General features: G+C 71.6%; 15 protein-coding genes. 7 read left to right on the top strand and 8 right to left on the bottom strand.

The genetic code is table 11. The features are described from left to right. Positions 1-3: 3 nt before the first annotated feature. Positions 4-981 carry a hypothetical protein gene (locus tag ACFWVE_RS16665; protein WP_384014110.1) on the top strand — a complete coding sequence of 326 codons (978 nt, stop codon included), beginning with the start codon at positions 4-6 and terminating at the stop codon, positions 979-981. A 59-nt stretch (positions 982-1040) separates the two neighbouring features. Here the strand turns inward: ACFWVE_RS16665 and ACFWVE_RS16660 are convergent, their stop codons facing one another. The 3 genes from ACFWVE_RS16660 to ACFWVE_RS16650 form a co-directional block, all read right to left on the bottom strand. Further along, positions 1041-3386, bottom strand: a complete 2346-nt coding sequence (locus tag ACFWVE_RS16660) for an ABC transporter permease (RefSeq protein ID WP_384014107.1) — start codon at positions 3384-3386, stop codon at positions 1041-1043. Positions 3387-3500: 114 nt separating this feature from the next. Next, on the bottom strand, positions 3501-4250 hold the full coding sequence (locus ACFWVE_RS16655; protein ID WP_384014104.1) for an ABC transporter ATP-binding protein: 750 nt from the start codon (positions 4248-4250) through the stop codon (positions 3501-3503). Next, positions 4247-4762 carry a PadR family transcriptional regulator gene (locus ACFWVE_RS16650; protein ID WP_384014101.1) on the bottom strand — a complete coding sequence of 172 codons (516 nt, stop codon included), beginning with the start codon at positions 4760-4762 and terminating at the stop codon, positions 4247-4249. The genes ACFWVE_RS16655 and ACFWVE_RS16650 overlap by 4 nt, the downstream gene beginning before the upstream one ends. A 186-nt stretch (positions 4763-4948) precedes the next feature. Here ACFWVE_RS16650 and ACFWVE_RS16645 point away from each other — a divergent pair, with 186 nt between their 5' ends. The 5 genes from ACFWVE_RS16645 to ACFWVE_RS16625 all read left to right on the top strand — a co-directional run bounded on the left by ACFWVE_RS16645 (position 4949) and on the right by ACFWVE_RS16625 (position 11752). Then, complete coding sequence (locus ACFWVE_RS16645; RefSeq protein ID WP_384014098.1) at positions 4949-6223, top strand: ABC transporter substrate-binding protein; 1275 nt, start codon at positions 4949-4951, stop codon at positions 6221-6223. A gap of 256 nt (positions 6224-6479) precedes the next feature. Beyond that, a complete protein-coding gene (locus tag ACFWVE_RS16640) occupies positions 6480-8102 on the top strand; it encodes a glycoside hydrolase family 13 protein (RefSeq protein WP_384014232.1) in 1623 nt (540 codons plus the stop codon). 73 nt (positions 8103-8175) lie between these two features. Then, a complete protein-coding gene (locus ACFWVE_RS16635) occupies positions 8176-9504 on the top strand; it encodes an ABC transporter substrate-binding protein (RefSeq protein ID WP_384014095.1) in 1329 nt (442 codons plus the stop codon). Between the two features lie 5 nt (positions 9505-9509). Further along, positions 9510-10916, top strand: a complete 1407-nt coding sequence (locus ACFWVE_RS16630) for an ABC transporter permease subunit (protein WP_384014092.1) — start codon at positions 9510-9512, stop codon at positions 10914-10916. Further along, positions 10913-11752, top strand: coding sequence for a carbohydrate ABC transporter permease (locus ACFWVE_RS16625; protein WP_384014089.1), 840 nt, complete (start codon positions 10913-10915; stop codon positions 11750-11752). The genes ACFWVE_RS16630 and ACFWVE_RS16625 overlap by 4 nt, the downstream gene beginning before the upstream one ends. Before the next feature lie 100 nt (positions 11753-11852). Here ACFWVE_RS16625 and pgl read toward each other — a convergent pair whose 3' ends face one another. From pgl to tkt, 5 genes are read right to left on the bottom strand one after another with little or no spacing between them, the layout of a single operon-like run. Next, entirely contained in the window at positions 11853-12638 is a 786-nt protein-coding gene (pgl, locus tag ACFWVE_RS16620) for a 6-phosphogluconolactonase (RefSeq protein WP_384014086.1), read from the bottom strand. Further along, positions 12635-13723, bottom strand: coding sequence for a glucose-6-phosphate dehydrogenase assembly protein OpcA (opcA, locus tag ACFWVE_RS16615; RefSeq protein ID WP_384014083.1), 1089 nt, complete (start codon positions 13721-13723; stop codon positions 12635-12637). The genes pgl and opcA overlap by 4 nt, the downstream gene beginning before the upstream one ends. Further along, complete coding sequence (gene zwf / locus ACFWVE_RS16610; RefSeq protein WP_384014080.1) at positions 13720-15243, bottom strand: glucose-6-phosphate dehydrogenase; 1524 nt, start codon at positions 15241-15243, stop codon at positions 13720-13722. Before zwf ends, opcA begins: the two co-directional genes overlap by 4 nt. Positions 15244-15247: 4 nt before the next feature. Continuing rightward, complete coding sequence (gene tal, locus ACFWVE_RS16605; RefSeq protein WP_384014077.1) at positions 15248-16366, bottom strand: transaldolase; 1119 nt, start codon at positions 16364-16366, stop codon at positions 15248-15250. 39 nt (positions 16367-16405) lie between these two features. Beyond that, entirely contained in the window at positions 16406-18493 is a 2088-nt protein-coding gene (tkt, locus tag ACFWVE_RS16600; RefSeq protein ID WP_384014073.1) for a transketolase, read from the bottom strand. Positions 18494-18822: 329 nt separating this feature from the next. Between tkt and ACFWVE_RS16595 the strand changes: the two genes are divergently transcribed. Next, positions 18823-19791 (top strand): heme o synthase, encoded by a 969-nt coding sequence (locus ACFWVE_RS16595; protein ID WP_384014070.1) that lies wholly within the window; start codon positions 18823-18825, stop codon positions 19789-19791. Positions 19792-19895: the final 104 nt, after the last annotated feature.

The following is a 19895-nucleotide window of genomic DNA, read 5'->3' as shown; positions in this document are numbered from 1 at the left end:
ACGTTGGGACGTACGCGCGGGAGTTGGACAAGAGGCCCGCTCAGGGTCTCGACATTCCTGAAGCCCCATCAGCTGGCGCGGGCGCTGTTCCACCCCGCGTGGATACCCGACTCGCCCGATCCGTCCATCGAACGGCTCAAGCGCATACGGATCATCGCCGGACTGGCCGCCACCCTCGGCGTGTACACCTTCCTCGCCGGCGGGTTCGACTTCACCGAGCTGCTGACGAACACCCTGACCGCGGCCCTGGTGCTCCTTCTCCTCACCCCGCTGACGGTCGGCGTGATGCTCCTGGTGTGGCGGCGCACCGGCACCGTACGGCAGCTGCGGGTACCGCTGGTCGACGCGCTCAGGCTGCTGCTGCTCTTCGTCTGCGCCCTCGCCGCCCCGGTGCTGCTGGGATGGGCGATGCTCGGGCTCGGGAGGGAGGACCTGGGGCTGTTCCTGGTCCTCTGCCCGGTGATGCTGTGGCTCTTCGTCTTCGTCTTCGCCGCGGCGCTGCGGGTCTCCGGGAACTTCTTCGGCACGGGCGCCGTGCACCGCTCGCTGCCGGCCCTGCTCGCCGTCGTCACCTGCTGGCTGATGTCCCTGCCGGACCTGATCACCGGTGATCTGCACGGGCTCGGTCTCGCCCTGGGCATCGTCTTCGTCCTGGCCGCCCCGCTGACGGTCACCGGGATCGCCCTGCTGGAACTGCGGCGGCTCAAGCGGCGCTACGGCGTCCGGCTGGCGGACCACCCGGCGACCCGGGGCCCGTTCCCCGGACTCGTCCCGCAGACCCCTGTTCCGGTTTCGGCTCCGGCGCCGGAACCGGCATCGCACCCGGCCTCCGCTTCTGCCCACGCCCCGGCGCGCGGTCCGGGGCAGCCGCACGTTCCGGTGCAGGGGAACCCCTACGCCTACCCGCAGTCCCCGTACGCCCCGGGCACGCCCGGCCGTCCGTACGCACCGGCCGCCCCGCAGAACCCGTACGCGCGCTGACCAGCCGGAGAACCCCCTCCGCGCACCCACCGGCCGCAGCACCCGGGGCCGTCAGGTCCTCACGCGACCGCGCTCAGGGTGTCCGCGAGGCGGCGCCGGGCCGCGCGGGCGGCCGGGAGGGCCGCCAGGGCGGCGGCGCCCAGCACGGCGGCGGTACCGAGCAGCACCAGGAGTGCGGGGGAGGGCCCCCGGGCGATCCCGGCGCCGATGCCGCTCGACCGTCCCTGGGCGTCGATCAGCCAGTGCGCCAGCGGCAGCCCCAGCCCCATGGCGACGAGCACGGCGGCCAGTGCCGTGCAGGAGGTGGCCGTGACCGTGATCCCGGTGATCTGCCGCGGCGAGAGGCCGATCGCCTTGAGCGCGAGCAGGTCCCGTTCGCCCTCGCGCACCGTGCCGCCGATCGCGGTGAGCAGCTCGATCAGCCCGATCAGGGCGAGTACGGCGATCAGCCCGACGACGACCGCGCGCAACGCGGACAGCCCTTCGGCGGGGTTGGTCACCGTATGCACGTCCAGCCGGCCGTCTCCCATCCCGGCCAGCCGCTCGGCGACGGCCGCGGGGTCGGCGCCGGGGTCCAGCCGGAGCTGGTAGAGGGCGGGCTTCAGCCCGGGGTCGTTGCCGCGGAGGGTGTCGAGCGAGGTGGAGATGACCCGCCCGGCGTTCTCCGGCTCGATGCTGCGGCCGACGATGTGCAGGATCTGCGGCCGGTCGCCGACGGTCACCCGCACCCAGTCGCCGACCCGGACGTGCAGCAGGTCCAGCAGCCCCTGCCCGGCCACCGCCTCGTCGGGTCCGTGCGCGGCGCGGCCCTCGGCCAGGGTGAACGGGTAGGGCTCCTGGCGGGTGCCGAAGCCGCGCAGCGCGATCGTGGCGGTCTGGCCGGGGACCAGGGCGGCCACCTCGACGCCCGGGTGGGCGGCGGCGACCTGCGGATCGCGTTCCAGCAGGGCGCGGGCCTCCCGGTCGCCGAGCGAGGCGTCCGCGCGGACGCTCAGCGCGGTGGGCAGCCCCACCCGCTCCGGGCTGCCGTGGAAGCGGTCGATGGTGGTCCACGCGCTCAGCGCCGTCACGATCAGCAGCAGCGGCAACGCCAGCCTGGCCACCATGCCCAGCGAGCGCGGGCGGCGGCTGAACGCCTTGTGCCAGCCCAGGACCAGTGCGGGAGGCACCCGGGCCCCGAGCGCCCGTCGCGCCACACCCGTCAGCCGGCCGGCCTCCGGCGCCGCCGGCCCGGGCCCCGTCGTCACGCTCCCGTCCGCCTCCGGGCGGACGAGGAGAGTGTGACGACGGGACCCGGGCACCGGCACCGGTGGCACCCGGCCCGCCCGCCACGCCGCGAGCCCGGTGGTGGCGCCGATGAACAGCACCGCCCCCACGGGTACGACGAACAGCGCCACGGTGTGTCCCGGCAGCCCCTGCCACACGCCGACCGCGTCGCCGAGCCGGCCCGGTATCCCGCTGCCCAGCGCCTCGGTCAGCGCGGCGGCCGTCACCGCGCCCAGCAGGGCGTAGCCGAGATGCTGGAGCAGGAAGACGCGGACGACCTGACCCGGAGTGAAGCCGATCGCCTTGAGGACGGAGATGTCCCGCAGATGCCCCCGGATCCGGGTGCTGATCGCCCCGTGCACCGCGAACCCGGCGGCGACCAGCGCGCCGAGCCCGAACAGGCCGAGGACCTGGCCGAGCAGCCGGTTGTCGCCCTGCGCCGCGGCCCGTGCCTGCTGCCAGGTGGAGACCTCGCCGATCGCGCCGGCGCCCAGCACCGTCACCGCACGCTGCACCGCGTACCCGGTGTCGGCGGGATCGGTCAGCCGCAGCCCGGTCACCCGGCCGTCGGGGTCGGCCACGGCCGACGGCAGGGCCCACACCAGGCCGGGCCGTTCCCCCGGCCGGTAGCGCGGCTCGGCGCTGTCGGCGACGCCCACCACGGTCAGGGTCCGCGCGGTGCCGGGCAGGGTGAGGGTGTCGCCGGGCGTGGTGAGCAGGGCACGGGCGAGGCTGCTCTCCAGGACCACACCGTCGGGGGTGGCGGGGTCCAGCCAGTGCCCGGAGGTGATCAGCGGGCGGCCGGTGCCGGGCTGTCCGACGGTGCCGCGCAGCTCGGCGGAGGCCCGGCTGCCGCGGGCGGCGAGGGTGACGGCGGCCGTGGGGTAGGGACCGGAGACGGACTCCACACCGTCGAGGTCCGCCAGCTTCGAGGCGTCGGCCGAAGCGGTGGTGTGCAAGGTGACGTGGGCGCCGCGGGCCTGGGCGAAGGTCCGCTGCCAGGGGTTGGTGGCGTATCCGAACAGGGCCGTGGCCAGCAGCAGGGACGCGACGACACCCGCGGTGGCGAGAACCAGGAACAGCGCCTCGCCGCGGTGCGCCCGCAGATCGGAGTGCGCCCAGCGCAGGGTCGCTCGCACCGGCGTCAGCTCCTTCGCCCGCGCCGGACGCCCGGACCGTCGTACACCCGCATGCCCGTCCTTCGTCAGTCCTGGTCGGTCCCGTGTTCCGGTCGGTTCCTGGTCGGTCCTTGGTCAGTCCCTGAGTTCCAGCACCCCGGACGCGCCGCGGCCGCGCGACGGCGTCCCGTCGAGTTCCGCGTCGTCGGCGATCCGTCCGTCGAAGAAGCTGATCACCCGGTCCGCGGCGCTCGCCAGCCGGGCGTCGTGCGTGACCAGGACGATCGTCTGTCCGCGCTGGTGGAAGCGGGACAGCAGCCGCATCACCTCGCGGGTGCCCTTGCTGTCCAGACTGCCGGCGGGTTCGTCGGCCAGCAGCAGCGGCGGATGGTTGACCAGGGCACGGGCCAGCGCGACCCGCTGCTGCTCACCGCCGGACAGCTCGCCCGGCATGCTCCGCTCCTTGCCCGTCAGGCCCAGCTCGGCCAGCAGCTCCTCCCGGCCGGCGCGGGCCTTCTTCGGCGGGGTCCCGGCGAGCAGGGCCGGCAGTTCCACGTTGTCGGCGACCGACAGGTTCGAGACGAGGTTGAAGAACTGGAAGACGATCCCGATGCGCTTCCTGCGCTCCACCGCCCAGCGGGCCTCGCTGTAGGCGTCGGTTCGCTCGCCGTCCAGCCAGATGCTGCCGGCGTCCGGACGCTGGAGCCCGCCGAGCAGATGCAGCAGGGTCGACTTGCCGGCGCCGGACGGACCGGTGACCGCCACGAACTCACCGCGCGTCACCCGCAGATCCACCCCGCGCACCGCGTGCGCCGGGGCTCCCTCGCCGTGGTGCGTCTTGACCAGGCCTTCGGCGCGCAGCACGGGGGCGGGGCTCTCGCTCACTCCAGCTCCTCCAGCTCTTCCTGGCACCGCTCCAGCCAGTCGAGGTCGGCCTGCAGGTGCAGCATCGCGCCCTCGATCAGCAGATGGGCGACGCGGTTGTCCCGGTCTTCGGCGGCGGCCAGCTTCGACAACTGCCGCATGGTGTTGAGGTACTGGCGCCGCTGCCGGTTGATCAGGGTGATCCGGTCGGCGAGGCCGGTCTGCGGGGCGAGGGCCAGCTTCATGAAGAACTCGTCCCGCACCCGCGGCTCGTCCGCGGTCTCCTCGTACCAGGCGCGCAGCGCCTCCCGCCCGGCATCGGTGAGGTGGTAGACCTTCTTGTTGGGCCGGCTGGACTGCTCGACGTCCTCGCCCTCGATCAGCCCCGACTTCTCGAGGCGGCCCAGGGTGACGTAGATCTGGCCGACGTTCGGCTGAGGGTACGCGGAGCCCAGCAGTTGCTCAAGGTCCTGCTTCAGCTCGTAGCCGTGGGCCGGGCCGCGGGCGAGCAGGGCCAGCAGGGACTGCCGCACTCGTGCTCTCCTCCCGCGTCCTTCGTGCCACGTGCCCGCGCCCGATGCCATGTCCCGCGTGCCGCACGCGATGTGCCGCACGCCCTAGTATCGCCGATACCTAACAGGTATACATGGCCACTGACCCCGGCAAGGGTGCCGGGTGGTGCCGGACAGCACCGGTCACGGGTGCACAGGGAGGAACCTATGCGGTGGATCCATGCCGCGGGTAGGGGCCTTCTCGTCCTGGCCGTGCTCCTGGCCGTGGGGGTGGCCTCCGGGGCGCGGACCGGCCAGGTCGCTCCCGGCGGCGGGCGCGGCCCGCTCACCCTGGCCACCGCGGGGGACCTCACCGGCTATCTCGGCCCGCTGCTCGACGGCTGGAACCGCACCCATCCCGGCGAGGAGGTCACCCTCGTCGAGCTGCCCGACTCGGCCGACGAGACGCGCGCGCAGATGATCACCGACCTGCGCGACGCCGGACGCGGCCGCTTCGACGTGCTCAACATCGACGTCAGCTGGACCTCGGAGTTCGCCGCCGGAGGCTGGATCCGCCCGCTGCCGCGCGACCGCTTCCCACTGGACACCTTCCTGCCGGGTGTGGTGGACACCGCGACCTACGACGGCCGGCTGTACGCCGTCCCGTACGTGACCAACGCCGGGCTGCTCCTGTACCGCGCGGACGTGCTCGACGCCGAGGGCGTGGCACCGCCGCGAACCTGGGAGGACCTGGAGCGGGCCGCGAAGACCCTCGCCCCGGCGCACGGACTCGGCGGCTACGCCGGCCAGTTCCTGCCCTACGAGGGCCTGACGGTCAACGCGGCCGAGGCCGTCTACTCGGCGGGCGGCACCATCCTGGGCGACGAGGGCGAGCGCGTCACCGTCGACTCCCGGGCGGCCCGCGAGGGCATCGGGTTCCTCGCCCGCGGGGTCCGCGACGGCTGGATCCCCCAGGAGGCGCTGACCTACAAGGAGGAGGAGTCCAAGCAGGCCTTCCAGGACGGCAGGCTGCTCTTCCTGCGCAACTGGCCCTACGCCTACGTCGCCGCGTCCGCCGAGGGCTCCGCGGTCGCCGGCAAGGTCGGCGCCGTACCCCTGCCGGGGCCGGACGGACCGGGGACCAGTGTCCTCGGCGGCTCCAACCTCGCCGTCGCCGCCCACGCGCGGCACCCCGACTCCGCCGCGCGGCTCATCACGTACCTCACCAGCGAGCCCGTCCAGCGTCAGGTGCTCACCCGCGGCGCGCTGCCGCCCGTACGGGCGGCGCTGTACGACGACCCGGAACTGGTCCGGCGGTTCCCGTACCTGCCGACGCTGCGCGAGAGCGTGCTCGCCGCCGCCCCGCGCCCCAAGAGCCCGCGCTACGACCAGGTGAGCCTGGTCGTGCAGGCGGTGGTGCGCGACGCGATGACCGGGCGGCAGACGCCCGAGTCCGCGGTGCGACGGCTGGCACGCGAACTCGCCGCCGTCTCCGCGCGCTAGACGCGCCGGCCCCGGGCCTCCCACCCGGACATCCATCTCTAGTTACCTGTTGGGTAACGCGGATGTCTCAACCGTGTCCGTTACATCCTCTTAAGAAGCGATTTCCTTACAGTGACTGCCCGGTAGCTTGCGCCGGTTCATTGACACCTTTGCGACACGCCTACCTAACATGCATGCATAACGGCGATGGCGCCGTCGGCCCGGAACCCCGGGTCTCCGCACGCACAGACAGGTCGACGGGGTGAGTCCCAAGCGCATCGACACCCACCACTGGTGGCGCGACGCAGTGATCTACCAGGTGTACGTCCGCAGCTTCCTGGACAGCACCGGCGACGGCATCGGCGACCTCGCCGGGGTCAGGACGGGCCTGCCGTACCTGAAGAAGCTGGGCGTGGACGGGATCTGGCTGAGCCCCGTCTACCCCTCGCCGCAGCACGACCACGGCTACGACGTCGCCGACCACCGTGACGTCGACCCGGTCTTCGGCGACCTCGCGGAGTTCGACCTGCTGGTGGGGGCCGCCCGGCGGCTCGACGTCAAGGTGCTGCTGGACATCGTCCCCAACCACTGCTCCAGCGAGCACCCCTGGTTCCGTGAGGCGCTCGCCACGCCGCCCGGCAGCCCGCAGCGCGCCCGTTTCCACTTCGCCGACGGCCGTGGACCGGACGGCGCCGAACCGCCCAACAACTGGCATGCCATGTTCGGCGGGCCCGCCTGGACCCGCGTCACCGAGCCGGACGGCCGGCCCGGCCAGTGGTACCTGCACATGTTCACGCCCGAACAGCCGGACTGGAACTGGCGCAACTCCGAGGTCGCCGCCGACTTCGACCACACCCTGCGGTTCTGGCTGGACCGCGGCGCCGACGGCTTCCGCATCGATGTCGCCGCCGGACTCTTCAAACATCCGGACCTGCCCGATTCCCCGGACCCGGAGGCCGACGCCCGCACCCGCGACTCGGTCAACCCGCTGGCCTGGAACCAGCCCGAGGTGCACGAGGTGTGGCGGCACTGGCGCGCGGTGTGCGAGGAGTACACGCGGCGCGACGGCCGCGAGCGGCTCCTGGTCGGCGAGGTCTCCGTCCCGAGCGCCCGCGAACACGCCATGTACGTGCGCCCCGACGAACTGCACCAGGCCTTCTTCTTCGACCTGCTCGGCGCACCCTGGGACGCCGACGCCTTCCGCAAGGTCATCTCCGAGGCCATGCAGGACATCGCCGGCACCGGCTCGACCGTCACCTGGGTCCTCAACAACCACGACCAGGTCCGCACCGTCACCCGCTACGGCGAACCCGCCCCCCAGGGCAGCGGCCTCGGCACCGCCCGCGCCCGCGCCGCCGCGCTGCTGATGCTGGCGCTGCCCGGCGCCGCGTACATCTACCAGGGGGAGGAACTGGGCCTGCCCGAGGTCGTCGACCTCCCCGACGACGTGCTCACCGACCCGATCTTCCGCCGCACCGGCAGCCGCGCCCGGATCCGCGACGGGTGCCGGGTGCCGCTGCCCTGGTCGGGGCAGGCCTCCCCGTTCGGCTTCACCTCCGGCGCCGAAGGGGCCGCCCCCTGGCTGCCGCAGCCCGACTGGTTCGCCGAACACGCCACCGACCGGGCCCTCGCCGACACCCGCTCCTCCTGGCACCTGTACCGCGACGGTCTGCAACTGCGTGCCGCACTGCCCCAGTTGGGCGAGGGCACGCTGCGCTGGATGGAGACCGGGCCGGACGTCCTGGCGTTCGTCCGCGCCGACGACCTGGTGTGCGCCGTCAACTTCGGCACCGCCCCCGTACCCGCCCCGGTCCTCGGCACCCCGCTGCTCGCCAGCGGCCCGTGCCCGCCCGGGGTCCTGCCCGGCTCCACGGCCGCCTGGTGGATCGACGGCTCCTGAACCGGCCCGCTCCACCTATCCCGAACCCCACCCGCTTCACATACCCGGAACGTATCCCGAAGGGACATCAACGATGATGCGACGACGTACCACCCTGCTCACCGGCTGCACCGCCCTCGTGCTCGCCCTCGGCGCCACCGCCTGCGGCTCGGGCGAGCCCGTCGCGGCCGGCGGCGGCGACAAGGCGCTCGGCGGCCAGACCGTCTCGGTCGCCGGCGTCTGGTCCGGCAGCGAGCAGAAGAACTTCCAGAAGGTGCTGGACGCCTTCACCGAGAAGACCGGCGCCACGACCCAATTCGTGTCCACCGGCGACAACGTCTCCACCGTCGTCGGCAGCAAGATCGAGGGCGGCAACGCCCCCGACGTCGTGATGGTCCCGCAGGTCGGTGTCCTGAAGCAGTTCGCCGAGCAGGGCTGGCTCAAGCCGCTGGACAAGAAGGTCCAGGGCACCGTCGAGGCCAACTTCGCCGAAGTCTGGCGGAACTACGGCAGCGTCGACGGAACCCTGTACGGCCTCTACTTCAAGGCCGCCCACAAGTCGACCGTCTGGTACAGCCCCGAGGCCCTCGAACAGGCCGGGGTCACCCCGCCGAAGACCTACGACGCCCTGCTGAAGGACGGGCGGACGATCTCCGACTCCGGCCTCGCCGCCTTCTCGGTCGCCGGGCAGGACGGCTGGACGCTGACCGACTGGTTCGAGAACGTCTACCTCTCCCAGGCCGGCCCCGAGAAGTACGACGCCCTCGCCGCGCACGAGATCAAGTGGACCGACCCGACGGTGGTCGAGGCGCTCACCACGCTCGGCGACCTCTTCAAGGACGAGCAGCTTCTCGCCGGAGGTCGGAAGGAAGCGCTGAACACCGACTTCCCCGGCTCGGTGGAGAAGGTCTTCGGTCCCGAGCCGGACGCCGCCATGGTCTACGAGGGCGACTTCGTGGCCGGCGTCGCCAAGGACCAGTTCGGCAGGACCATCGGCACCGACGCGGACTTCTTCCCGTTCCCGCCGGTCGGCGACGGCGAGGCACCGGTGGTCAGCGGCGGCGACGCGGCCGTGGTGCTCAAGGACGGCAAGAACGCCGAGGCGGGCATGGCACTGCTCGAGTACCTGGCCACCCCCGAGGCAGCCGCCGTGTGGGCCGAGGCCGGCGGCTTCCTCTCCCCGAACACGAAGCTCGACCTCGCCTCCTACGGCGACGACGTCACCCGCGCCACCGCCGAGTCCCTCGTCGAGGCCGGCGACTCGGTCCGCTTCGACATGTCGGACCAGGCCCCGGCGGCCTTCGGCGGCACCAAGGGCACCGGCGAGTGGAAGATCCTCCAGGACTTCCTGCGCGACCCGTCCGACCCGAAGAAGACCGCGGCCGAGCTGGAGAAGGCGGCGGCCAAGGCGTACGGGAACTGACGGCCATGACCGCCACCCTGGTGAAAGAGGCGAGCCCTCCGGCACCCCCGCACCCCGACGACGCCCGCCGCCGGCGCCTGCGCCGGCGGGGGCGCGTCGTGGCCGCGCTGTTCGTGCTGCCCGCGCTGCTCCTGCTGGGCGCGCTGGTCGTGTACCCGGTGCTGTTCTCCGTCGGCCGCAGCCTCTTCGACGCCTCCGGCACCCGGTTCGTGGGCGCCGAGAACTACACCGAGATGTTCCGCGACCCGGTCACCCTCAAGGCCGTCCGCAACACCGCGATCTGGGTCGTGATCGCCCCCACCCTGCTCACCGGCCTCGGACTGATCCTCGCCGTGCTGGTGGAGAAGGTCCGCTGGGCCACCGCCTTCAAACTGCTGCTGTTCATGCCGATGGCGGTGTCCTTCCTGGCGGCCGGCATCATCTTCCGGCTCGCCTACGACGACGACCCCGACAAGGGCGTGCTGAACGCCGCCGCCGTCTCCCTCCACGACGCCTTCAAGGGCAGCTCCTCCTACCCGGCCGCCCGCGCCCGCGAGGACACCGGCGGCGGGGACGGAAGCGGGGGAGGGGGTGCCGGGGCGGGCCTGACGCAGCAGACCGACGGCGCGTACGCGACCGGCGCGGACGTCTCACCGGGCACCGTCACGGCCCTCGGCCTGGTCGGCGTCGCCCCCAAGGACCTCCCCGACGGTGCCGCCCCCGCGCTCGGGGCGGCCACCGGCCAGGAGGCCGGCGCCGACGAGGTCCGCGGCGTGGTCTACCTCGACTTCACCCCCGGCGGCGGCGGGGAACCGGGGGTCGTCGACCGGGAGGAGAGCGGACTGCCCGGGATGAAGGTCGAGGCGGTCCGTGACGGACGCACCGTCGCGAGCACGACGACCGCCGCCGACGGCTCGTTCTCCTTCACCGGCCTGGACAGCGGCCCGTACGCCATCGAGCTGCCCGCCGCCAACTTCGCGCCCCCCTACGACGGCATCTCCTGGCTCGGCCCCACCCTGGTCACCCCGGCGATCATCGGGGCCTACCTGTGGATCTGGACCGGCTTCGCCATGGTGATGATCGGCGCGGGCCTCTCCACCCTGCCGCGGGACGCGCTGGAGGCGGCGCGGATGGACGGCGCGAACGAATGGCAGATCTTCCGCCGGATCACCGTCCCGCTGCTCGCACCCGTCCTCACCGTCGTCTTCGTGACCCTGGTGATCAACGTGATGAAGGTCTTCGACCTCGTCTACATCATCGCGCCCGGACCCGTGCAGGAGGACGCGACCGTGCTCGCCACCCAGATGTGGCTGGTGTCGTTCGGCGGCGGCAACAACCAGGGACTGGGCAGCGCCCTCGGTGTACTGCTCCTGCTGCTGGTCGTACCCGCCATGGTCTTCAACGTCCACCGCTTCAGAAGGAGTCAGCGATGAACGCGATCCGGCGCGGCCTGGGCAACGCCGTGGTGCAGGCGTTCCTGGTCGTGATCGGCCTGGTGTGGATGACCCCGCTGGCCGGCCTGTTCCTGTCCTCGATGCGCTCCGCCGAGGACACGGCCAAGGGCGGCTGGTGGACCGTGTTCACCAGCCCCGGGCAGCTGTCCTTCGACAACTACGCGGCCCTGCTGAAGAACTCGGGCATGACCCAGGCGTTCTGGAACACCGTGCTGATCTCGGTGCCGACCACGGTCCTGGTCGTGGTCGTCGCGGCGCTCGCCGGATACGCCTTCGCCTGGCTGGACTTCCCCGGCCGCGAGGCGGTCTTCCTCCTCGTGGTGGCGCTGCTGGTCGTGCCCGTGCAGATCGGGCTGCTGCCGGTCGCCAAACTCTTCGGCCAGCTGGGGCTGTTCGGGACCATTCCCGGAGTCGTGCTGTTCCACGTGGCGTACGGGCTGCCGTTCGCGGTGTTCCTGCTGCGGAACTACTTCGCCGAGATGCCCAAGGAGATGCTGGAGGCCGCCCGGATGGACGGTGGCAGCGAGTGGCGTATCTTCACCCGGCTCGTCCTGCCCGTCGGCCGCCCGGCGATCGCCAGCCTCGCCGTCTTCCAGTTCCTCTGGGTCTGGAACGACATGCTGGTCGCCCTGCTCTTCGCCGACAGCTCCGCGCAGCCACTGACAGTGGAACTCCAGTCGCAGATCCGCCAGTTCGGCAGCAACATCGATGTGCTCGCACCGGGGGCGTTTCTGTCCCTGGTGGTGCCGGTGGTCGTGTTCTTCGCCTTCCAGCGGCACTTCGTGCAGGGGGTGATGGCGGGGTCGGTGAAGTGAGGGACGGGGAGGGGCGGTGAGGGTTTTTCGCCCCCGCCGCCCCTTCCCTCCCCCAAGCTCCCGGCTTCGCTCGAGCAGGGGGCACCACCAGACGGGCCGATCAGGCCGACGCCGGTGGATACAGCGCCCGCGGCAGCTGCGAGGCCGCCGCCGCGTCCAGGAGCCACAGGGTGCGGGCCCGGCCGTACGCGCCCGCCGCCGGGGCCTGGATCTCGCCCGCGCCCGACAGGGCGATCGCCGCGGCCTCCGCCTTGTCCTCGCCGGCCGCCAGCAGCCACACCTCGCGGGCCGTACGGATCGCCGGCAGGGTGAGCGTCACCCTGGTCGGCGGCGGCTTGGGCGCGCCGTGGACGCCGACCACCGTGCGCTCCGTCTCCCGGACCGCGGGCAGCTCCGGGAAGAGGGACGCCACGTGGGTGTCCGGGCCGACACCCAGCATCAGCACGTCGAACTCCGGCACCCCGCCGTGGTTCGTCGGTCCCGCGGCACGGGCCAGCTCCTCCGCGTACGCGGCCGCCGCAGCGTCCACGTCGGTGCCGTACGGTCCGTCGGACGCGGGCACGGCGTGCACGCGCTCCGGGTCCAGCGGCACCGCGTCGAGCAGCGCCTCGCGCGCCTGGGTGACATTGCGCTCCGGGTCGCCGTCCGGCAGGAACCGCTCGTCGCCCCACCACAGGTCGATCCGGCCCCAGTCGACCGCCTCCCGGGCCGGCGCCGCCGCGAGCGCGGCCAGCAGGCCGTTGCCGTTGCGGCCGCCGGTCAGGACCACGGACGCCGAGCCCCGCGAGGCCTGCGCGTCCACGACCCGGGTGATCAGCCGGGCCGCCGCGGCCTGTGCCATCAGCTCCTTGTCGCGGTGCACGACGAGCTGCGGTGCCGTGCTCATGTCGCCGCCGCCCCCTTCACCGGTGCCTGCGCCGTCGCCGCGGCGGCCCGGGAACCTTCCGCAGCCGCTTCGCCGGGAGCGGGGCTCCCCGCCCCCTTTGTTCCTGCTCCTTTTGCCTCTTCTCCTTTGGCCGGCGACTCACCCGCCGACCGGTGCGCCGGGTTCCGCAGCCGCTCGACCCCGTACCGCAACGCCGACGCGTACGTGTCGTCCGGGTCCAGCCGGCGCAGCTCCTCCGCGATCAGCTCCGACGTGGCCCGGCGCTTGAGCGCCACCGCACGCCCCGGCTGGCCCTGGATCGACAGTGTCGCCAGCGAACCGTCGGCCCGGTCCAGCACGATCGGGCCGCAGTCGGTCGTCAGACGGACCGCCGTGAGCCCGGGACCGGCGGACAGCGAACGCTTCACGGGGACGCCCAGCCGGTCCGCGAGCCACATCGCCAGCAGCTCACAGCTCGGGTTGGACTCCTCGCCCTCCACCTCGACGCCCTGCACCTCGCAGGTCACCTGGTCCAGGGCCGCCGCCAGCATCGAACGCCAGGGCGTGATCCGCGTCCAGGACAGGTCGGTGTCGCCCGGGGTGTAGGAGTCGGCGCGGGCGGCGAGCTCCCGCACCGGCTGCTCGCAGGCGTAGGTGTCGGTCACCCGGCGCTGGCCCAGCGCGCCCAGCGGATCGCCGGCCGGGTCCAGCGGCGCGTCGACCGGCCACCAGACCACCACCGGGGCGTCCGGCAGCAGCAGTGGCAGCACCACCGACTGGGCGTGGTCGGCGACCTCGCCGTACAGCCGCAGCACCACTGTCTCGCCGGTGCCCGCGTCGGCGCCGACCAGCACCTCGGCGTCCAGCCGGGACTGCGTACGGCCGCGGTGCGGGCGGGAGACGCGCTTGATGACGACCAGGGTGCGCGAGGGATGCTCGCGCGAGGCGTCCCCGGCGGACTTCAGCGCGTCGTAGGCGTTCTCCTCGTCGGTCACGATGACCAGGGTGAGCACCATGCCGACCGCCGGGGTGCCGATGGCCCGGCGGGCCTTCACCAGCGATTTGTTGATCTTGCTGGCCGTGGTGTCCGTGAGGGCTGTCTTCATGGCCGGCGCCAGCTCCGTCCGTCTCGCTCGAGCATGTGGTCCGCCTCGACGGGCCCCCAGGTACCGGCCGGATACTGGGCCGGCCTGCCGTGGTTGTCCCAGTACTCCTCGATCGGGTCGAGGATCTTCCAGGACAGCTCGACCTCCTCGGTGCGCGGGAAGAGGTTGGAGTCGCCGAGCAGCACGTCGAGGATGAGCCGCTCGTACGCCTCCGGGCTGGACTCCGTGAACGACTCGCCGTAGGCGAAGTCCATCGACACGTCGCGGATCTCCATCGACGTACCGGGAACCTTCGAGCCGAACCGCACCGTGACACCCTCGTCCGGCTGGACGCGGATCACGATGGCGTTCGACCCGAGCTCCTCGGTGGCCGTCGTGTCGAACGGCGAGTGCGGAGCCCGCTGGAACACGACCGCGATCTCGGTGACCCGGCGGCCCAGCCGCTTGCCGGTGCGCAGGTAGAAGGGGACGCCCGCCCAGCGGCGGTTGTCCACGCCCAGCTTGATCGCGGCGTACGTGTCGGTGTTCGAGGAGGCGTCGATGCCCTCCTCCTCCAGGTACCCGACCGCCTTCGCGCCGCCCTGCCAGCCCGCCGCGTACTGCCCGCGCACGGTGTCCCGGCCCAGGTCCTTCGGCAGCCGCACGGCGCCGAGCACCTTGGTCTTCTCCGCGGCCAGCGCGTCCGCGTCGAAGGACGCCGGCTCCTCCATGGCGGTCAGTGCCATGAGCTGGAGCAGGTGGTTCTGGATGACGTCGCGGGCGGCGCCGATGCCGTCGTAGTAGCCGGCCCGGCCGCCGATGCCGATGTCCTCGGCCATGGTGATCTGCACGTGGTCGACGAAGGACCGGTTCCAGACCGGCTCGAACATCGTGTTCGCGAAGCGCAGGGCCAGGATGTTCTGGACGGTCTCCTTGCCCAGGTAGTGGTCGATCCGGAAGACCTGGTCCGGGGCGAACACCTCGTGCACGATCGCGTTGAGCTCCTCGGCCGACCTCAGGTCGTGGCCGAACGGCTTCTCGATCACCGCGCGCCGCCAGGAACCGCTCGACTGGTCGGCCAGCCCGTGCTTCTTCAGCTGCTGGATGACCACCGGGAAGGAACGCGGCGGCACCGACAGATAGAACGCGAAGTTCCCGCCCGTACCCTGCGCCTTGTCCAGCTCCTCGATCGTGCCGCGCAGCCGCTCGAAGGACTCGTCGTCGTCGAAGGTGCCCTGGACGAACCGCATGCCCTGGACGAGCTGCTGCCAGACCTCCTCGCGGAAGGGGGTGCGGGCGTGCTCCTTGACCGCGTCGTGGACCTCCTGCGTGAAGTCCTCGTGGGCCCACTCGCGGCGGGCGAAACCGACCAGCGAGAAGCCCGGCGGCAGCAGACCCCGGTTGGCGAGGTCGTACACCGCCGGCATCAGCTTCTTGCGCGACAGGTCGCCCGTGACCCCGAAGATGACCAGGCCCGACGGCCCCGCGATACGCGGGAGCCGCCGGTCTGCCGGGTCACGCAGCGGATTGCTGCTCGACAAGATCTCAGCCCTCCGAAGGGGCGAGGCGCGCGAGCTCCGCCTCGGTCGACTTCAGCAGGTCGGTCCAGGACGCCTCGAACTTCTGGACGCCCTCTTCCTCCAGCAGCCGTACGACGTCGTCGTACGCGATGCCGAGCTTCTCCACGGCGTCGAGGTCGGCGCGGGCCTGCGCGTAGGTGCCGGCGATGGTGTTGCCGGTGATCTCGCCCGACTCCTCGGTGGCCTCCAGCGTGGCCTCCGGCATGGTGTTCACCGTGTTCGGCGCCACCAGGTCGTCGACGTACATCGTGGACTTGTACGCCTTGTCCTTCACCCCGGTGGAGGCCCACAGCGGACGCTGCTTGTTGGCGCCGGCGCGTTCCAGCGCGTTCCAGCGGTCGGTGGCGAAGACCTCCTCGTACGCCTGGTAGGCCAGGCGCGCGTTGGCGACGGCGGCCTTGCCGCGCAACGCCTTGGCGGCGTCGGTACCGAGCGCGTCGATGCGCTTGTCGATCTCGGTGTCCACCCGGGACACGAAGAACGACGCCACCGAGTGGATCTTCGACAGGTCCAGGCCGCGCTCCTTGGCCTTCTCCAGACCGGTCAGGAACGCGTCCATGACCTTGCGGTAGCGCTCCAGGGAGAAGATCAGCGTGACGTTGACGCTGATGCCCAGACCGATGGTCTCGGCGATCGCCGGGATGCCGGCCTCGGTCGCCGGGATCTTGATCAGGGTGTTGGGCCGGTCCACCAGCCAGGCCAGCTGCTTGGCCTCGGCCACGGTGGAGCGCGTGTTGTGCGCGAGACGCGGGTCGACCTCGATGGAGACCCGGCCGTCCTGGCCGTCGGTGGCGTCGAAGACCGGGCGCAGGATGTCGGCGGCGTCGCGGACGTCCGCCGTCGTGATCATCCGGATGGCCTCTTCGACCGTGACCCTGCGGGCGGCGAGGTCGGCGAGCTGCTGCTCGTAGCCGTCGCCCTCGGAGATCGCCTTCTGGAAGATCGACGGGTTGGTGGTGACGCCCACGACGTGCTGCTGGTCGATCAGCTCGGCGAGGTTGCCGGACGTGATCCGCTTGCGCGACAGGTCGTCCAGCCAGATCGCGACGCCTTCGTCGGAAAGGCGCTTGAGTGCGTCTGTCATGGAAATTCCATCTCCTACGTTTCGTGTCGTATGTGAGCGTCAGCGCTGAGTCGTGGCCAGTGATTCCCGGGCGACGGCAGCCACGTTCTCAGGGGTGAAGCCGTACTCCTCGAACAGCACCTTGCCGTCGGCGGACGCGCCGAAGTGCTCCAGCGACACGATGCGTCCGGCGTCCCCCACGTACTTGTGCCAGGTGAGGCCGATGCCCGCCTCGACGGCGACGCGGGCCTTCACGGCCGGCGGCAGCACGCTGTCCCGGTACCCCTGGTCCTGCTCCTCGAACCACTCCACCGACGGCATGGACACCACGCGCGTCGGCACGCCGGCGGCCTGCAACTGCTCGCGCGCCCCGACGGCGACGTGCACCTCGGAACCGGTGGCGATCAGAACGACCTGCGGAGCGCCGCCTTCGGCCTCGAACAGCACGTAGCCACCGCGTGCGGCGTCCTCGTTCGGCCCGTAGGTCGGCACGCCCTGGCGGGTGAGGGCCAGACCGTGCGGGGCGCCCTTGCCGAACTCCTTCGTCCAGCGCTTGAGGATCTCCCGCCAGGCGATCGCGGTCTCGTTGGCGTCCGCGGGGCGGACGACGTTCAGGCCGGGGATGGCGCGCAGCGAGGCCAGGTGCTCGACGGGCTGGTGGGTCGGGCCGTCCTCGCCCAGCCCGATGGAGTCGTGCGTCCACACGTACGTCACCGGCAGGTGCATCAGGGCGGACAGCCGTACCGCGTTGCGCATGTAGTCGGAGAACACCAGGAAGGTGCCGCCGTAGACGCGGGTGTTGCCGTGCAGCGCGATGCCGTTCATCTCCGCGGCCATGGAGTGCTCGCGGATGCCGAAGTGGATCGTGCGGCCGTACGGGTTCGCCTCGGGCAGCGGGTTGCCCGCCGGGAGGAACGACGACGTCTTGTCGATCGTCGTGTTGTTGGAGCCCGCGAGGTCGGCCGAGCCGCCCCACAGCTCGGGGACGACCGCGCCGAGCGCCTGGAGCACCTTGCCGGACGCGGCGCGCGTGGCGACCGCCTTGCCCGGCTCGAAGACCGGAAGCTTCTCCTCCCAGCCCTTGGGCAGCTCGCCGGCCGCGACCCGGTCGAACTCGGCCGCGCGCTCCGCGTTGTTGCTCCGCCACTCCTGGAACGACTTCTCCCACTCGGCCCGCGCCCGCTTGCCGCGCTCCAGCGCCCCACGGGTGTGGCCGATGACCTCGTCGGTCACCTCGAAGGTCTGCTCCGGGTCGAAGCCCAGCACCCGCTTGGTGGCGGCCACCTCGTCGTCGCCGAGCGCCGAGCCGTGTGCGGCCTCGGTGTTCTGCGCGTTGGGCGCCGGCCAGGCGATGATCGAACGCATCGCGATGAACGACGGCCGGTCGGTGACCTTCTTCGCCTCCTCGATCGCGTCGTAGAGCGCGCTCGGGTCCAGGTCGCCGTCCGGCTTCGGGGCGACCCGCTGCACGTGCCAGCCGTAGGCCTCGTACCGCTTGACGGTGTCCTCGGAGACGGCCGTCTCGGTGTCGCCCTCGATCGAGATGTGGTTGTCGTCCCACAGCAGGATCAGGTTGCCGAGATTCTGGTGGCCGGCCATCGAGGACGCCTCGGCGGAGATGCCCTCCTGCAGACAGCCGTCACCGGCGACGCAGTACACGAAGTGGTCGAACGGGGACGTGCCGGCGGCGGCCTCGGGGTCGAACAGACCGCGCTCGTAGCGGGCGGCCATCGCCATGCCGACCGCGTTGGCGACCCCCTGGCCCAGCGGCCCGGTCGTCGTCTCCACGCCGGTGGTGTGCCCGTACTCGGGGTGACCCGGCGTCTTCGAACCCCAGGTGCGGAACGCCTTGAGGTCGTCCAGCTCCAGACCGAAACCGGCCAGGTACAGCTGGGTGTAGAGGGTCAGGGACGAATGGCCGGCGGACAGGACGAAACGGTCCCGCCCGACCCAGTCGGCGTCCGAGGGGTCGTGCCGCATCACCTTCTGGAAGAGGGTGTACGCGGCGGGCGCCAGGCTCATCGCCGTACCGGGATGGCCGTTGCCGACCTTCTGTACGGCATCGGCGGCCAGGACGCGGGCGGTGTCCACGGCCCGCTGGTCCAGTTCGGTCCACTCGAGGTCTGTGGTGGTCGGCTTGGTGCTCACCCTGGGTCAGGGCTCCTCTCCACATGCTTTCGGATGCCGGACGAGTACAGACCGGCGAAGTCGAGCCTACCCCCGTGGGACGTGCTTCCCCCGAGTCCTTCCAGACTGCCCAGGATCCCGGCGATCCGCCTCCTGACTGGGAAGTATGCGCATTCGGCAGATGAATACGGAGCCGCTCATCCGGTTGCTCAATCGAGCCGGGATCCGTGTCGTGAGCGACCCCGTCCAACACGACCGGACCCCCGCGAATGTCCGGGTCTGGGCAACGTCTAAGGTGGCGTGGTACGCGCGAGCCTTTACCGCCGCTTCATCCGGGAGGGCTTGCTGGGATGTCTCTGTCAGGGGTGCGAGTGACGGCCGTTGAATCCCGTCCTGCGGGGGTTATCGGGACGAGCCAGAGCCCGAGTCACCGGCCGATCGGGGCCCGTGTCAAGGCGTTCGTGGCGTTGACCAAGCCGCGGATCATCGAGCTGCTGCTCATCACCACCGTTCCGGTGATGTTCCTGGCGCAGCAGGGTGTGCCCGATCTGCAGCTGGTGCTGCTGACCTGCCTGGGCGGCTACCTGTCGGCGGGCGGCGCCAACGCGCTCAACATGTACATCGACCGCGACATCGACGCGCTGATGGACCGCACCTCGCAGCGCCCCCTGGTCACGGGCATGGTCGGCCCGCGCGAGTGCCTGGCCTTCGGCATCACCCTGGCGGTCGTCTCGACCCTCCTGTTCGGCCTCACCGTCAACTGGCTGTCCGCCTGGCTCTCCCTCGGCGCGCTCCTCTTCTACGTCGTCGTCTACACGATGATCCTCAAACGGCGTACGTCGCAGAACATCGTGTGGGGCGGCATCGCCGGCTGCATGCCGGTGCTGATCGGCTGGTCCGCGGTCACCGACTCGCTGTCCTGGGCGCCGCTCGTCCTCTTCCTCGTCATCTTCTTCTGGACGCCGCCGCACTACTGGCCGCTGTCCATGAAGGTGAAGGACGACTACGCGCGCGCGGGCGTGCCGATGCTCCCGGTGATCGCCTCCAACAAGGTGGTCGCCAAGCAGATCGTGGCCTACAGCTGGGTCATGGTCGTGGTGTCGTTGCTGCTCACCCCGCTCGGCTACACCGGCTGGTTCTACACCGCGGTCGCGCTGGCCGCGGGAGGCTGGTGGCTGTGGGAGGCGCACGCGCTCCTCAACCGGGCCAAGTCCGAGGTGACCGGCGGCAAGCTCAAGGAGATGCGCCTGTTCCACTGGTCCATCACCTATGTGTCGCTGCTCTTCGTGGCCGTCGCGGTGGACCCCTTCCTGCGGTAGACCGTCCGCTGTGCGTCCGACGGGCGGGGGGGGGGGGGGGCGGGGCCGCCCCCCCCCCCGCGGGGATAAAAAAAAAAAAAACCCCCACAACCAAAAAAAAAATG

It is taken from the genome of Streptomyces sp. NPDC058632 (assembly GCF_042717095.1).
GTDB lineage: Bacteria > Actinomycetota > Actinomycetes > Streptomycetales > Streptomycetaceae > Streptomyces.
Note: the sequence above shows the minus strand (reverse complement) of the source record. Positions and strands in the feature narration are given on the sequence as shown.